This window comes from Streptomyces sp. NPDC059456 (genome assembly GCF_042750055.1).
GTDB lineage: Bacteria > Actinomycetota > Actinomycetes > Streptomycetales > Streptomycetaceae > Streptomyces.
Map to the genome: position 1 here is coordinate 1 of NZ_JBHYVA010000152.1, position 14,581 is coordinate 14,581.

The 14,581-nt window shown below is 72.3% G+C and carries 16 protein-coding genes; 11 read left to right on the forward strand and 5 right to left on the reverse strand.

The window, feature by feature from the left end:
* Window positions 1-34: 34 nt before the first annotated feature.
* Entirely contained in the window at window positions 35-202 is a 168-nt protein-coding gene (locus ACFXA3_RS15980) for a hypothetical protein (protein ID WP_385187174.1), read from the reverse strand.
* Between the two features lie 246 nt (window positions 203-448).
* Between ACFXA3_RS15980 and ACFXA3_RS15985 the strand changes: the two genes are divergently transcribed.
* From ACFXA3_RS15985 to ACFXA3_RS16000, 4 genes are all read left to right on the forward strand, one after another.
* On the forward strand, window positions 449-1,102 hold the full coding sequence (locus ACFXA3_RS15985; protein ID WP_030036265.1) for a response regulator transcription factor: 654 nt from the start codon (window positions 449-451) through the stop codon (window positions 1,100-1,102).
* 5 nt (window positions 1,103-1,107) lie between these two features.
* Window positions 1,108-2,352, forward strand: a complete 1,245-nt coding sequence (locus ACFXA3_RS15990) for a sensor histidine kinase (protein ID WP_385187176.1) — start codon at window positions 1,108-1,110, stop codon at window positions 2,350-2,352.
* 384 nt (window positions 2,353-2,736) lie between these two features.
* Window positions 2,737-3,033: a DUF4193 domain-containing protein gene (locus ACFXA3_RS15995; protein WP_030154344.1), complete on the forward strand. Its 297-nt coding sequence runs from the start codon at window positions 2,737-2,739 to the stop codon at window positions 3,031-3,033.
* 12 nt (window positions 3,034-3,045) lie between these two features.
* Complete coding sequence (locus ACFXA3_RS16000; protein ID WP_385187178.1) at window positions 3,046-3,984, forward strand: hypothetical protein; 939 nt, start codon at window positions 3,046-3,048, stop codon at window positions 3,982-3,984.
* Between the two features lie 57 nt (window positions 3,985-4,041).
* On the opposite strand, the gene ACFXA3_RS16005 is transcribed toward ACFXA3_RS16000, so the two are convergent.
* Complete coding sequence (locus tag ACFXA3_RS16005; RefSeq protein WP_054227492.1) at window positions 4,042-4,497, reverse strand: DUF3093 domain-containing protein; 456 nt, start codon at window positions 4,495-4,497, stop codon at window positions 4,042-4,044.
* 58 nt (window positions 4,498-4,555) lie between these two features.
* Here ACFXA3_RS16005 and ACFXA3_RS16010 point away from each other — a divergent pair, with 58 nt between their 5' ends.
* The 7 genes from ACFXA3_RS16010 to ACFXA3_RS16040 all read left to right on the forward strand — a co-directional run bounded on the left by ACFXA3_RS16010 (window position 4,556) and on the right by ACFXA3_RS16040 (window position 11,113).
* Window positions 4,556-5,140, forward strand: coding sequence for a PaaI family thioesterase (locus ACFXA3_RS16010; protein WP_385187180.1), 585 nt, complete (start codon window positions 4,556-4,558; stop codon window positions 5,138-5,140).
* Window positions 5,140-5,685, forward strand: coding sequence for a dUTP diphosphatase (dut, locus tag ACFXA3_RS16015; protein WP_385187182.1), 546 nt, complete (start codon window positions 5,140-5,142; stop codon window positions 5,683-5,685). The genes ACFXA3_RS16010 and dut overlap by 1 nt, the downstream gene beginning before the upstream one ends.
* A gap of 1 nt (window position 5,686) precedes the next feature.
* Window positions 5,687-6,466: a DUF3710 domain-containing protein gene (locus tag ACFXA3_RS16020; protein ID WP_385187184.1), complete on the forward strand. Its 780-nt coding sequence runs from the start codon at window positions 5,687-5,689 to the stop codon at window positions 6,464-6,466.
* Between the two features lie 160 nt (window positions 6,467-6,626).
* Complete coding sequence (locus ACFXA3_RS16025; RefSeq protein WP_385187185.1) at window positions 6,627-9,209, forward strand: ATP-binding protein; 2,583 nt, start codon at window positions 6,627-6,629, stop codon at window positions 9,207-9,209.
* Window positions 9,206-9,892: a response regulator gene (locus ACFXA3_RS16030; RefSeq protein WP_385187187.1), complete on the forward strand. Its 687-nt coding sequence runs from the start codon at window positions 9,206-9,208 to the stop codon at window positions 9,890-9,892. Before ACFXA3_RS16025 ends, ACFXA3_RS16030 begins: the two co-directional genes overlap by 4 nt.
* Before the next feature lie 24 nt (window positions 9,893-9,916).
* The gene (locus ACFXA3_RS16035) at window positions 9,917-10,336 is read left to right on the forward strand and encodes an OB-fold nucleic acid binding domain-containing protein (RefSeq protein WP_082411105.1); all 420 of its coding nucleotides are present in this window, start codon (window positions 9,917-9,919) and stop codon (window positions 10,334-10,336) included.
* A 3-nt stretch (window positions 10,337-10,339) separates the two neighbouring features.
* The gene (locus ACFXA3_RS16040) at window positions 10,340-11,113 is read left to right on the forward strand and encodes a DUF3159 domain-containing protein (protein ID WP_385187188.1); all 774 of its coding nucleotides are present in this window, start codon (window positions 10,340-10,342) and stop codon (window positions 11,111-11,113) included.
* A 100-nt stretch (window positions 11,114-11,213) separates the two neighbouring features.
* Here ACFXA3_RS16040 and ACFXA3_RS16045 read toward each other — a convergent pair whose 3' ends face one another.
* The 3 genes from ACFXA3_RS16045 to ACFXA3_RS16055 all read right to left on the reverse strand — a co-directional run.
* Window positions 11,214-12,365 (reverse strand): NAD-dependent epimerase/dehydratase family protein, encoded by a 1,152-nt coding sequence (locus ACFXA3_RS16045; protein ID WP_385187190.1) that lies wholly within the window; start codon window positions 12,363-12,365, stop codon window positions 11,214-11,216.
* The gene (locus ACFXA3_RS16050; protein ID WP_385187192.1) at window positions 12,362-14,251 is read right to left on the reverse strand and encodes an AMP-binding protein; all 1,890 of its coding nucleotides are present in this window, start codon (window positions 14,249-14,251) and stop codon (window positions 12,362-12,364) included. Before ACFXA3_RS16050 ends, ACFXA3_RS16045 begins: the two co-directional genes overlap by 4 nt.
* 5 nt (window positions 14,252-14,256) lie before the next feature.
* Window positions 14,257-14,581: hypothetical protein (locus ACFXA3_RS16055; RefSeq protein ID WP_385187194.1), on the reverse strand; the 325-nt coding region annotated here is incomplete at its 5' end.

The following is a 14,581-nucleotide window of genomic DNA, read 5'->3' on the forward strand; positions in this document are numbered from 1 at the left end:
GCAGCCGGGGTTCCGGCCGGAGTGAAGTGAGCCGTCAGCAGGCGGAGACGGCGACGCCGTGTTCGGCGGCGAGGCGCTGGAGATCTTCCAGTTCCGCCTGTTCCACTTCCACGAGGAAGTCGTCGCCCGTCTCACGGGCCTGAATGAGGTCCGTCTGCGTGGCCCGGATGCGCTGCAGAAGACCCGCGGTGAATGCGTCCATGGTGGGTTCGCCCCCTCTTCGTGGGTCGGCGGCGGCACGTGGCAGTCCGCCGTCAGGGAGTGGTCGGGGTGTGGTGTCGTCCTCCCCGGCACCCTGGGCCCAGAAACCTCGTGAGCCGAGGGAATCCTCACTTCCGGCCCGTGCAGGCCCGTGAGCGGCGCCTTACAGCCGGTTTACGGCTGAAACGGGCAGGATGGACGACGCAATACACACGTGTGCCCTCAGGGCTCTATGGAAGGAAACGACGTGCGCGTACTCGTCGTCGAGGACGAGCAGCTGCTCGCCGATGCGGTGGCCACCGGGCTGCGCCGGGAGGCCATGGCCGTGGACGTCGTGTACGACGGCGCCGCGGCGCTGGAGCGCGTCGGGGTGAACGACTACGACGTGGTCGTGCTCGACCGCGACCTCCCCCTCGTGCACGGCGACGACGTCTGCCGGAAGATCGTCGAGCTCGGCATGCCCACCCGCGTCCTGATGCTGACGGCGTCCGGCGACGTGAGCGACCGGGTGGAGGGCCTGGAGCTGGGTGCGGACGACTACCTGCCCAAGCCCTTCGCGTTCACCGAGCTGACCGCCCGCGTGCGCGCCCTGGGGCGGCGCACCACCGTCGCGCTGCCCCCCGTACTGGAGCGGGCCGGCATCAAGCTGGACCCGAACCGGCGCGAGGTGTTCCGGGAGGGCAGGGAGGTCCAGCTGGCTCCCAAGGAGTTCGCGGTGCTGGAGGTTCTCATGCGGAGCGAAGGGACCGTCGTCTCCGCCGAGCAGCTGCTGGAGAAGGCATGGGACGAGAACACCGACCCCTTCACGAACGTGGTGCGGGTGACGGTCATGACCCTGCGGCGCAAGCTCGGGGAGCCGCCGGTCATCGTGACCGTGCCCGGCTCCGGCTACCGGATCTGACGCGGGTGGCGGCGACCCCGGCACCACCCACGGTGCCGCCGAGACCGACCTGGGACCCCGGCCAGCCCGAGGGTCCCTTCCCTTGGCTGCGGCCGACCATCCGCATACGCCTCACGCTGCTGTACGGCGGCATGTTCCTGATCGCCGGCATCCTGCTGCTGTCGATCATCTACCTGCTGGCGGCGCAGGCGCTGCGCGAGGGCAACGGACTGCCGTTCAAGATCGTGGGCGGTACGGACATCCAGGTCACGAGCACCTGCCCCGGCGTGATCGGCAAGGGCCAGACCCACGACCAGTTCAACGCGGCGATCAACACCTGCATCCTGGAGCAGCGCCGGCACGCGCTGGACGACCTGCTCAGCCGGTCGCTGATGGCCCTGCTCGGCCTCAGCATCATCGCCTTCGCCTTCGGCTACGCGATGGCCGGCCGGGTGCTCTCGCCGCTGGGCAAGATCACCCGGACCGCCCGCCGGGTGGTCGGCTCCGACCTGACCCGGCGGATCGAGCTGGACGGGCCGGACGACGAGCTCAAGGAGCTGGCCGACACCTTCGACGAGATGCTCGACCGGCTGGAGCGGGCCTTCACCGCGCAGCAGCGGTTCGTCGCGAACGCCTCGCACGAGCTGCGCACCCCGCTCGCCATCAACCGGACGCTGCTGGAGGTGCACCTGTCGGACCCGGGTGCGCCGGTGGAACTCCAGCAGCTCGGCAAGACGCTGCTGGCCACCAACGAGCGCAGCGAGCAGCTGGTCGAGGGCCTGCTGCTGCTCGCGCGCAGCGACAACCAGATAGTCGAACGCAAGCCCGTGGACCTGGCGGAGGTCGCCTCGCGGGCCATCGACCAGGCGCGCGGGGAGGCCGCGGCGAAGGGCGTCGAGATCCGCGGCGAGCGGGCGCCCGCCGTGGTCCAGGGCAACGGCGTGCTGCTGGAGCGGATCGCCCTCAACCTGGTGCAGAACGCCGTCCGGTACAACGTGCCGGAGGACGGCTGGGTCGAGGTCACCACCGAGTCCCAGCACGGCCAGGCGATCCTCGTGGTCTCGAACACGGGTCCCGTGGTTCCCGCGTACGAGGTGGACAACCTCTTCGAGCCCTTCAGACGGCTGCGTACGGAGCGAACGGGCAGCGACAAGGGTGTCGGGCTCGGGCTGTCGATCGCGCGCTCCGTGGCCCGCGCCCACGGCGGCCGGATCTCGGCGACGCCGCGCGAGGGCGGTGGCCTCGTGATGCGTGTCACTTTGCCCCTGTGAGTCCCCTCACCGCCTGTTCGCTGTCGGCTGAATGGCCGGAAGGCGGGCGACGGGAGGGTTGTGTGATCGATCACATTGTCGAGTGTTGGGTCATGTGCGTTCAGTGACCCCGAAAGAGGCCGGAAAGCCCGGGAAGTCCGGGTTTCCCGCCCCTCGAACGGCGGGAAATACACGGGGTGGCGTTTGTGCAAGACGGCCCCCGGACCGTGTACGGTCCCGGTCGTCATCCCAGCCAATCGCTCCTTCAGGTGGGCGGCTGGGTGTCGATTGAGTAACAGACCTTGATGTGAGGCAAAATCTCCGCCTCAGGTCGGGCACAAGTCCGGCCTCTCGCGCGTTACGTGCGCTGAGACACCGCTAAATCCCAGAGGGGGAGAGCGAACAATGGCAACGGACTACGACACCCCACGCAAGACCGACGACGACGTCGACAACGACAGCATTGAAGAGCTGAAGGCCCGGCGCAACGAGAAGTCGTCTTCCAGCGTCGACGTCGACGATTTCGACGCGGCGGAGGGCATGGAGCTCCCCGGTGCGGACCTCTCCAACGAGGAGCTGGCCGTCCGGGTGCTGCCCAAGCAGGCCGATGAGTTCACCTGCATGAGCTGCTTCCTGGTGCACCACCGCAGCCAGCTGGCGCGCGAGAAGAACGGGCAGCCGATCTGTCGCGACTGCGACTGAGAGGCGTCGGCCGTGACCGGCTCGACACCGTTTCGGAAGCTGCGCTTCCGGAAGGCTGGTGATCCGGCGGAGACGCAGGCGGGAGCCACGGGCCCGGAAACGGGCCCAGGAGCCCCCGGCGTACCCGCCGTGTCCTCCGGCGCCGCCCCGGCGGTGCCGACGGCCGCAGAGTCCGACGAGGCGGCCCGGCGCTGGTCCGGGGCTCGTCGGCTGCAGGCCGTCAAGAGCGGTGTGCGCAAGGGCGGCGAACATGCCAGGGCCGCCGTCCAGTACATCGCCGACCGCATCATCGAGAACGCACCGCGCGTTCCGGTTCGGGACCTCGCGACCCTGCGCGCGCAGTTCCCGGGCCTCGGTCCCGATCAGCTGGCCGACAAGCTGATCGCGGGCGCCGCGTACGGCACCTCGACGGTGGGCGCCGGTATCGGGGCCGCAGCCATGCTCCCGGTGCCGCCCGCGATGCCCGCCGAACTGGCCGCGGAGATCACCGGCGTCGCAGTGATCGAACTGAAACTCGTCGCGGAGCTCCACGAGGTCTACGGCCAGCGGCCGTCCGGGAACCTCAGGGAGCGCAGCTTCGCCTACCTGACCGCGTGGACGGAGGAGCGCGGGGTGGACCTGACCAAACCGACGACGCTGAACGTCGCGCTCGGTGGTCAGATGAAGCGCGAACTGCGCCAACAGATCGTGAAGCGGACGTTCCGCAACCTGCCGAACCTGATGCCGTTCATGATCGGCGCGACCGTCGGAGCGGTCATGAACCACCGCGACACCCGAAAACTCGCCGAGAAGGTCCGTGCCGACCTGCGAAGGCGCGCCGTGGCGTGGGACTCACTGCCGGAGCTCCCGCCCCTTGAGCAGCCCTCCCAGCCCCTTCCCGAGGCCGAAAGGGCCGCACTCGAGGGCAGGGTCGTCATCGAGGACCCGCGCGAGGACTGGCCCCCGGCCTGAGCGGCCCCCGGCCTGAGCGACCCCCGGCCTGCTGGCCTTGCGCCGTCGGCCGGTCCGTCAGCCCTTGGCCGAGCGGATCGCCTTCACCAGCGCCTGCGGCTCCCGCGTGGAGACGTACGCGTACGGGGTCGGGTCCTGCGGATCGGTGATCGGGATCCGCACCGCCGTCGGGACGTAGCTGCGCAGCAGCATGAAGGCGCGGGTGTCCGCCTTGTACGTGCGCCAGGCGCGCGCCTCCTCCGCGTCCAGCACCTCGGGCTCGCCCAGCACCGCCACCGGGATCCGCGCGTCACCGGCGGCCAGCGCACCGCCCACCACGCGCACGCGCGCGGAGCCGTACGAACTCACCAGCATCCCCGCCAGCGCGGTGCCCCCGACCAGCCCGGCCAGCAGCGGCAGCGTGCCCAGCGGCAGCAGCATCAGCGCGCACGCGAGGCCGATCAGTACGGCGATGGCCCACCAGGAGCGGGGGGCGGTCAGGCGTTCGTCGTGGTGCGCGGGGGAGAGCTGCATACCGCCAAGCCTGCCACGAGGCGACCGCCGGGTAGCGGCGCGGGTAAGGTCTGCGCCTGTGAGTGGACGAAACACAGCGTTGACGCCCCCGGCCGATGCCGCCGCGCCGGTCCGGCACCCCGACGCCCCCGCGCCCGGCGAGCTGCTCGGTGCGCACTACGAGCACTGCTTCGGCTGCGGCGAGGGCCAGCCCCACGGACTCCACCTGGAGGCCCGCGCGGGCGAGGGCGTACGCGTCAGCGCCGAGTTCACCGTCAAGCCCGCCCACCAGGGCGCCCCCGGGCTCGCCCACGGCGGCGTGCTCGCCACCGCGCTCGACGAGACGCTGGGCTCCCTGAACTGGCTGCTGCGCGTCATCGCGGTCACGGGACGGCTGGAGACCGACTTCGTGCAGCCGGTGCCCGTCGGCACCGTGCTGTACCTGGAGGCCGAGGTCACCGCCGTCGCCGGCCGCAAGATCTACTCCACCGCGGTCGGACGGATAGGCGGGCCCGAGGGCCCCGTCGCCGTGCGCGCGGAGGCGCTCTTCATCGAGGTGAAGGTCGACCACTTCATCGACAACGGTCGGCCCGAGGAGATCCGGGCGGCGATGTCCGACCCGGACCAGGTCAGGCGCGCACGCGCCTTCGAGGTGAACCCCTGATGGCTACGCACAACCCCAACCACGCGGCACCCGTCGACGTGCTGATCAAGCGCGTCGACCCCGAGGTGCCCCTGCCCGCGTACGGTCACCCCGGCGACGCCGGCTGCGACCTGGTGACCACCCGGGCCGCCGTGCTGGAGCCCGGCGAACGCACGGTGCTGCCCACGGGCGTCTCCATCGCCCTGCCCGACGGGTACGCGGCGTTCGTGCACCCGCGCTCGGGGCTGGCGGCCCGCTGCGGGCTCGCGCTCGTGAATGCCCCGGGGACGGTGGATGCCGGGTACCGTGGGGAGATCAAGGTGATCGTGGTCAATCTCGACCCGCGCGAAAGCGTCCGGTTCGAGCGCTTCGACCGCATTGCCCAGCTGGTTGTCCAGCGGGTCGAGAAGGTGCGCTTCCACGAGGTGGCGGAACTTCCCGGCTCGGCCCGGGCCGAGGGGGGTTTCGGCTCCACCGGCGGTCATGCGGCCGTGGCCGGATCCGGCGCTGGTCAGCAGGGTGGGAATGGCTACGCTTCGGTCGTATCCGACCGGGAAGGACAGTGACGTGTTCGGACGTCGCAAGAAGAACGACTCCGCCAAGGACGGCGGCGCGGCCGAGCAGGTCGTGGACGGCGTGGCTGCCGACGAGCAGGACGGCGGCGAGGAGCAGGACTCCGCGCCCCGCAGGGTGAACCTGCCGCCGGCCCCGCGGCCCGACGGCCCCTGGGACGTCTCCGAGGTGCTCGGTGCGCCCGAGGACGGCCGCGTCGACCTGGGCGGCATTCTCGTACCGGGTGTCGAGGGCATGGAACTGCGCGTCGAGGTCGCCGGTGACGCGATCGTCGCCGCGACGGTCGTCCTCGGCGACAGCGCCGTGCAGCTGCAGGCCTTCGCGGCGCCCAAGAAGGAAGGCATCTGGGGCGAGGTCCGCGAGGAGATCGCCACGGGCATCACCCAGCAGGGCGGCATCATCGACGAGGTCGAGGGTCCGCTGGGCTGGGAGCTGCGCGCCCAGGTGCCCGTACCGATGCCCGACGGCCAGACCGGCGCCCAGCTGGTCCGTTTCGTCGGCGTCGACGGCCCGCGCTGGTTCCTGCGCGGCGTCATCTCCGGCCAGGGCGCGGTGCGCCCCGAGTCGGCGGGCGTGCTGGAGCAGATCTTCCGGGAGACCGTCATCGTGCGCGGCGACGGCCCGATGGCTCCGCGCGACCCGATCGTGCTGAAGCTGCCGAACGACGCCCAGATGGTGCCGGACGGCGTGCAGACCGAGGACCAGGAGGGCTCCCGCTTCTCCGGCGGCATGGGCCAGCTGGAGCAGGGCCCGACGATCACCGAGGTCCGCTGACCCGGCGGTACCCCGGCGACGACCGTTTCCGGCCGCGGGCCGTACTCCTCCGGGGGTACGGCCCGCGGCCGTACCCGGGCGGCGTCAGAGATCCGTCAGGGATGGGCGGACGGTCTGCAAAAGGTGCGTGATCGGCGGAAACGTCCCGGAGAATGGGCGCATGGGACGCGGCAAGCTACGGATCTACCTCGGCGCGGCACCCGGTGTGGGCAAGACCTACGCGATGCTCTCGGAGGGCCACCGCAGGGTGGAGCGGGGCGCCGACTGCATCGTCGGCTTCGTCGAGCACCACGGGCGGCCGCGCACCGAGGTGATGCTGCACGGGCTCGATCAGGTGCCGCGCAAGGAGATCGCGTACCGGGGCGCCGCCTTCACGGAGATGGACGTGGACGCCGTCCTGGCGCGCCGGCCCTCCGTCGCGCTCGTGGACGAGCTCGCGCACACGAACGTGCCGGGCTCGCGCAACGCCAAGCGCTGGCAGGACGTCGAGGAGCTGCTGCGGGCCGGCATCGACGTCGTGTCCACCGTGAACATCCAGCACCTGGAGTCGCTCGGCGACGTGGTGGAGTCCATCACCGGGGTGCGCCAGCGCGAGACCGTGCCGGACGAGGTGGTGCGGCGGGCCGACCAGATCGAGCTCGTCGACATGTCCCCGCAGGCGCTGCGCCGGCGGATGGCCCACGGCAACATCTACCGGTCCGACAAGGTCGACGCGGCCCTGTCCAACTACTTCCGGCCCGGCAACCTCACCGCCCTGCGCGAGCTCGCGCTGCTGTGGGTCGCCGACCGGGCCGACGAGTACCTCCAGCAGTACCGGGGCGAGCACAACATCCGCACGACCTGGCAGGCCCGCGAGCGGATCGTCGTCGGGCTCACCGGCGGGCCCGAGGGCCGCACGCTCATCCGCCGCGCCTCCCGGATGGCCGCCAAGGGCTCGGGCAGCGAGATCCTGGCCGTCTACATCGCCCGCAGCGACGGGCTGACCGCGGCCTCGCCGAAGGAACTGGCGGTCCAGCGGACCCTCGTCGAGGACCTCGGCGGAACGTTTCACCATGTGATCGGCGACAACATCCCCGACGCGCTCCTCGAATTCGCCCGCGGGGTCAACGCCACCCAGATCGTGCTCGGCTCCAGCCGCCGCAAGGCCTGGCAGTACGTCTTCGGACCCGGCGTCGGAGCCACCGTGGCCCGCGACTCGGGGCCCGACCTCGACGTGCACATCGTCACGCACGAGGAGGTCGCCCGCGGCCGCGGCCTGCCCGTGGTCCGCTCGGCGGCCCGGCTCGGACGGCCGCGGATCATCGCCGGCTGGATCGTCGGGATGGTCCTGCCCGCCCTGCTGGCCGTGCTGCTCACGCACGTGAACGCCGACCCGGGCCTCGCCAACGAGATGCTGCTGTTCCTGTCGCTGACCGTGGCCGCCGCGCTGCTGGGCGGGCTCTGGCCGGCGCTGGCCTCCGCGGCCTTCGGCTCGCTGCTGCTGAACTACTACTTCGCCCCGCCGGTGCACCGGTTCACCGTCTCCGACCCGAAGAACATCGTGGCCATCGCCGTCTTCTTCGGGGTGGCCGTCTCGGTGGCCTCGGTGGTGGACCTCGCCGCCCGGCGCACCCACCAGGCCGCCCGGCTGCGCGCCGAGTCCGAGATCCTCTCCTTCCTGGCCGGCAGCGTGCTGCGCGGCGAGACCACGCTGGACGCGCTGCTGGAGCGGGTGCGCGAGACCTTCGCCATGGAGTCCGTGGCCCTGCTGGAACGCAGCAGCGACGTGGACCCCTGGAAGCCCGCCGGGAGCGTCGGCCCCGGCCCGGTCGGCCGCCCCGAGGACGCCGATGTGGACATGCCCATCGGGGACCACATGGCGCTGGCCCTGTCCGGCCGGGTGCTGCCCGCCGAGGACCGCCGCGTGCTCGGCGCCTTCGCCGCGCAGGCCGCCGTCGTCCTGGACCGCCAGCGCCTCGTCGGGGAGGCCGAGGAGGCCCGGCGGCTGGCCGAGGGCAACCGGATCCGGACCGCGCTGCTGGCCGCCGTCAGCCATGACCTCCGTACGCCGCTCGCCTCCATCAAGGCGTCGGTGTCCTCCCTGCGCTCCGACGACGTGGACTGGTCCGAGGAGGACCGGGCCGAACTCCTCGCGGGCATCGAGGACGGCGCCGACCGCCTCGACCACCTGGTCGGCAACCTGCTCGACATGTCCCGGCTCCAGACCGGCACCGTGACCCCGCTGATCCGCGAGATCGACCTCGACGAGGTGGTCCCGATGGCGCTGGGCGGCGTACCGGAGGACAGCGTGGACCTCGACGTCCCGGAGACCCTGCCGATGGTGGCGGTGGACCCCGGACTGCTGGAGCGGACCGTGGCCAACGTGGTGGAGAACGCCGTCAAGTACAGCCCGGCCGGGGAACGGGTACTGGTCGCGGCCAGCTTCCTCGGCGACCGCGTCGAGGTCCGCGTCGTCGACCGCGGACCCGGGGTGCCCGACGAGGCCAAGGACCGCATCTTCGCCCCCTTCCAGCGGCACGGGGACGCCCCCCGCGGGACCGGCGTCGGCCTCGGCCTCGCCGTGGCCCGAGGCTTCGCCGAGGCCATGGACGGCACCCTGGCGGCCGAGGACACGCCCGGCGGCGGCCTCACCATGGTGCTGACACTGCGCGCCGCGACGCGCCACAGTGAAGGCGCCGGCGAACCCGCCGGCGCCGACCCGCTCGCTCCCGACCGCATACGACAGAAAGCAGGACCTCAATGACCCGGGTGCTCGTGGTGGACGACGAGCCGCAGATCGTCCGAGCCCTCGTGATCAACCTGAAGGCGCGCAAGTACGAGGTCGACGCCGCGGCGGACGGGGCCGGCGCCCTGGAACTCGCGGCCGCCCGTCACCCCGACGTCGTCGTTCTCGACCTGGGCCTGCCCGACATGGACGGCGTCGAGGTGATCAAGGGCCTGCGCGGCTGGACCCGGGTGCCGATCCTGGTCCTCTCGGCCCGGCACAGCTCCGACGAGAAGGTCGAGGCGCTGGACGCCGGGGCCGACGACTACGTCACCAAGCCCTTCGGCATGGACGAGCTGCTGGCACGGCTGCGCGCGGCCGTCCGCCGGGCCGAGCCGTCCGCCGGGACCGGCGAGGACGAGGTGCTGGTGGAGACCGACGGCTTCACGGTGGACCTGGCCGCCAAGAAGGCCGTGCGCGAAGGGCGCGACGTACGGCTCACGCCCACCGAATGGCACCTGCTGGAGGTGCTGGTCCGCAACGGGGGCAAGCTGGTCAGCCAGAAGCAGCTGCTCCAGGAGGTCTGGGGGCCCTCGTACGGCACCGAGACGAACTACCTGCGGGTCTACATGGCACAGCTGCGCCGCAAGCTGGAGGCGGACCCGTCGCACCCGCGGCACTTCATCACCGAACCGGGCATGGGATACCGCTTCGAGAGGTAGCGGGCGCGCCGGTACGCTTCCTGTATGAGTGCTGAACCGCGTCCCGAGAAGTCCGTCAAGCCGGTCAGGCCGGCGGGCCGGTTCCGGCGGATGATAGAGCGGCTGTCCACCTCGCAGGAGGAGCTGCATTCGGCGGAACTGCAGGAGGACGCAGAAGCCGCGGGGTGCACGCGGATCTGCGACTCCCACGACCGCCAGATAGTCAAGGTGACGGGGACCCTGCGCACCGTCACCCTCCGGCCGCGCGCCGGAGTGCCCGCCCTGGAGGCGGAGCTCTTCGACGGCTCGGCGGGGCTGGACGTCGTGTGGCTCGGGCGTCGCTCGATCGTGGGAATCGAACCGGGGCGGCGCATGATCGCCTCCGGGCGGATCGCGATGAGCCACGGCCGCCGGGTCCTCTTCAATCCGAAGTACGAACTCCGACCGCTCGGACAGGAGCACTAACCGGTGACGTCACTCGACAAACCGATCACCCCGGATCCCGCCGGCGAACCTTCCGCGGACCAGAAGGCCGTCACGCAGGCCGCGCTCTTCGACGCCTTCGGCGGCATCCGGGGCACCGTGGAGACGATGCTCCCCGGGCTGCTCTTCGTGATGATCTACACGGTCAACAAGGACGTGAAGATGTCGGCGATCGCGGCGGGCGCGGTCGCCGTCCTGCTCGTGATCGTGCGCCTGCTGCGCAAGGACACCGTGAAGCACGCCTTCAGCGGCGTCTTCGGCGTGGGCGTCGGTGTGGCCTTCGCCCTGTTCACCGGCACCGCCAAGGGCTTCTACCTGCCCGGCATGATCTACGGCGCCGGGCTGGGCGTGGCCTTCACGCTGTCCGCGCTGGTCGGGTTCCCGCTGCTGGGCGTGATCCTGGGGCCGGTGTTCAAGGAGAACCTGTCCTGGCGCACCCGCAACCCCGGGCGCAAGAAGGCGTACACCAAGGCCAGCCTGGCCTGGGGGATCATCTTCCTCGCGAAGTACGCGATCCTCTTCCCGCTGTACTGGTGGGGCGACGCGACGCAGCTGGGCTGGGTGCTGATCGCCCTGAAGCTGCCGCCGATGGTGCTGGCGGTGTACTTCACGTGGGTGTTCCTGGCGAAGGCCCCGCCGCCGATCGACGTGATCGCGGAGTGGGAGGCCAAGGAGGCTGCCGAAGAGGCCGCCAAGGACGCAGCCAAGGAGGCTTCCAAGGAAGCCTCCAAGGGGGCCGCGCGGCACCGCCGGGCCTGATGCGCGGGCCGGATACGGCCCTGATGCACGGGCCTGATGCACGGCACTGATGCACGAAGGGGCGGGGGGGGGGCGCCGGCGGCGGGGGCGGGGGGGTTTGTCAGCCCGGGGTGTCCCGTGGCCGGTTGGGGTGGGGTGGGGGGCGGGGCGCGGGTGGGGGGCCCGCCGCGGGGGAGCCGGTGGAGGCTCCCGGGCGGGCGGTCCAGGCGGCGACGCCGCCCTCCGCCGTCACCCACTCGTGCAGTGCCCGCAGTCCTTCGGCCTGGGTGCGCGGAGCCGTGTAGCCGAGGTCGTACCGGGCGGCGGTGGTGTCGTACGTGGCCGAGCGGGTCAGCAGCGCCAGCATGTAGCGGCTCATGGGCGGCCCCGACTCCGGGCCGCGGCCCCTGCTCGGGCCCGTGGCGCGGCGGTGCAGGTGCCAGCCCGTCTCGACCGCCGCGGCGATCGAGCGGCCGAGGCGGAGCGGGATGCGCGGGGCGGGCGGGCGGCAGCCGAAGAGGGTGCCGACGCGGGCCAGGAAGGGCCACAGGTCGGTCTCCTCGCGGTCCACGACGAAGTAGGCCCTGCCGCCGACCCGTCCGGCGGGGGCTACGGCGGCGCGCAGGCAGGCGTCCACCGCATTGTCGACGTGGCACAGTGACACGAGGACCCGTTTGCCGCCCGACAGGTCGGGCAGCCGGCCGCAGCGCATGGCGTCGACCATGCGCGGCAGGAAGCCGGCGTGGTCACGCGGTCCCCAGATGGCGCGCGGGCGCACCGCGCAGGTGGTGAACTCCGGTCCGTCGGCCGCCCGTACGTACTGCTCGGCGATCGCCTTCGTCTCGCAGTAGTGGTTGAACCACCGCTGCGGGTACGGGGTGTTCTCGTCGATGCCGAAGCGGTCGCCCTCCCGCACCCGCATCAGCGCGCTCGGGCTGGAGACGAACACGAACCGCCGCGCCCCCGCCGACCGCGCGGCCGCCAGCAGCCGCAGCGTGCCGGTGACGTTGGCGGCCTCGAACTGCGCGCGGCTGCCGTGGTCGACGGCCCGCGCCGCACTGTGCAGCACCGCCTCGCAGCCCTCCGCCGCGCGCCCCGGCGAGCCGGCGTCGGTGAGATCGCCGGTGACGACCTCGACCCCGGGCAGGGAGCGCAGGCGTACGGCATCGCTGCCGGGCCGTACGAGGGCGCGGACCTGATGGCCCTGGCTCAGGGCGCCGTCGACCAGGTGCCCGCCCAGGAACCCGGACGCGCCGGTGACCAGGATCTTCACCGCGTCCTCCCCCGGGTGCCGGGGCTCGTACGCGAGAACAGCGGGGTAGGACGGTCCTGCTGCCGCTCGGCCCAGCGGGCCAGCTCCTCGCGGCCGATCTTGGCGTTGTGCCGGATGTCCACGGGGAAGCCGGGGTGGCGCAGGAACTCCCGGAGACCGGTCGTCGCGGCGTGCGCGTCGGCCAGCGCGCGCAGTTCGGCCACCAGCCGCCGCCACCCGCTGTCGTCGAGCGCTCCGCCGTGCGCTGCGGTCTCGATCTCGACGCAGACGACGGGCCGTTGTGCGCCGGACCTCCCGATGCCGACCAGGGCGGTGCGCCGGACGAGGGGATGGGCGTTGAAGACCCCTTCGACGCGCACGGTGTACAGGTCCCGGAATTCGGTGCGGACCCGCTGGGCGGCGCGGCCGCAGAACCACAGCCGTCCCTCGTCGTCGAGACGGCCGAGGTCACCGGTGCGGTGCCACAGGCGCGGGGCCTCGCCACCGGGCCGTTCCTCGGTCGCCTTGTGCAGGGCGTCGCACTGCGGTGCGTTGTGGTAGCGCCGGCTGACGGAGTCGCCGTGGACCAGGATCTCGCCGATGTGGCCGGCCGGCACGCTGCGTGCGGGGTCCAGGCGGGCGAGCGGGCCGTCGGTGACGGGGGCGATGGTCACGCGGGTGCCGGGGACGGGCCGGCCGACGCACGTCCCCTCGCCCGCGGCGGACCGGGCCGCGGTACCGCCGCGTTCGCGGCCGCCGCCCCCGTCGCCGTCGTCGTTGTCGCTGTCGCTGTCGCTGTCGCCATCGCCGTGAACGTGGTCGTCGCCGAGGATTTCGGCCGCCTCGATCGAGGTGATCGGCAACACCTCCGTGGCGCCGTACGTCACGTGGATCCGCGCCTTCTCGTCCAGTGCCCGGCGCAGTGTGGCCACGACCGCGTCGGGCACCGGGGCCCCGCCCGACACCACGCAGCGCAGGTCGGGCAGCGGGTGCTGCTCGCGGACGGCGCCGGTGAGGTGCCCGGCCAGGTTCCGCAGCAGTGCGGGCGAGGCGAACATGGTGGTGACGCGGAACCTCTCCAGTGCGTCCACGAGCAGCACCGGGTCCGCCTGAGCGACCCGGGCGGGGGCCAGCGGTGCGAGCACGAGGGTGGAGCCGTAGACCAGGTCGAGCACCCCGTAGAAGGGTTGCGTGATCAAGGAGACGTCGTCGCGGGTGCGGCCGTGGACGGCCTCTATCTGGCGGGCGATGGACAGCGCCATCCGATGGGTGTACTCGACTCCCTTGGCCGGTCCGGTGCTTCCGGTGGTGAAGCCGATCATCAGCAGGTCGTCCCCGCCCGCCGGCGCCGTCCCCTCCGGGCGCACGGCGCTCCCGGCTCCGGTTCCGGTTCCGGCTCGGGGCGTGGGTGCGGGCACGGCGCGCAGTGCGGCCAGGGTGTGACCGCGGCCGAGGCGGCGGCGTCCCAGCGTGACGGGAACCCGTACTCCGGCGAAGGTACGACGGCCCAGGACGCGCACGAGCTGGGCGAGGGGCGGCCCGATGAAGGCCTCGGCGCCCACGGCCCGGTAGCAGTGCAGCATGCGCCGCACCCCCATGCCCGGATCCACGACGACGGGCACGGCCCCGACCCGGAACAGCGCGAAGACGAGCGCGAACAGTTCCGGTCCGGGTGGGGCTATCAGCACCGTCTTGGTGCCCCGGGCGATCCCGGCGTGCTCGAATCCGCGGGCCAGCTCCTCGACCGTCGCCTGCAACTGCCCGTAGGTGACGGTGCCGTACCCGCGGCCGCGGCCGAGGGGGTGGATCACGGCCGGCTTGTCGGGAAAGGCGCGGGCGTTCCGCTCCAGCCACCCGGGCACACTGCCCGTGTCGTTGCGTTCGGCGGGCGGGCTCGTACGCTGCACCGGGCTCACCACCCCTCGGGCCGGTAGAGGGCGCATGCCGCGCTGGGTCCGGCGCCGGCGGACACGAACAGGAACTGGTCGTGGTCGTCACTGCGTACGCCGTCCATCGCCCCGAGGTAGCCGAGGACGGGTGCGGCGGTGTGCGGCTCTCCGCCGAACCCGAACCCGAACCCGAACCCGGCCCCGGCCCCCGTCCCGGCCGTGCGCCCCGTGCTCGCGGACGGGCCGATCACCAGGGTCCGGTCGAGGTCGATGCCGAACTCCCCCGCGTTCTCGGTGTCGGCGCGCGCCCCCAGCGCGCGCACCCCGGGCCGCTGGCGCGGGGCGCGC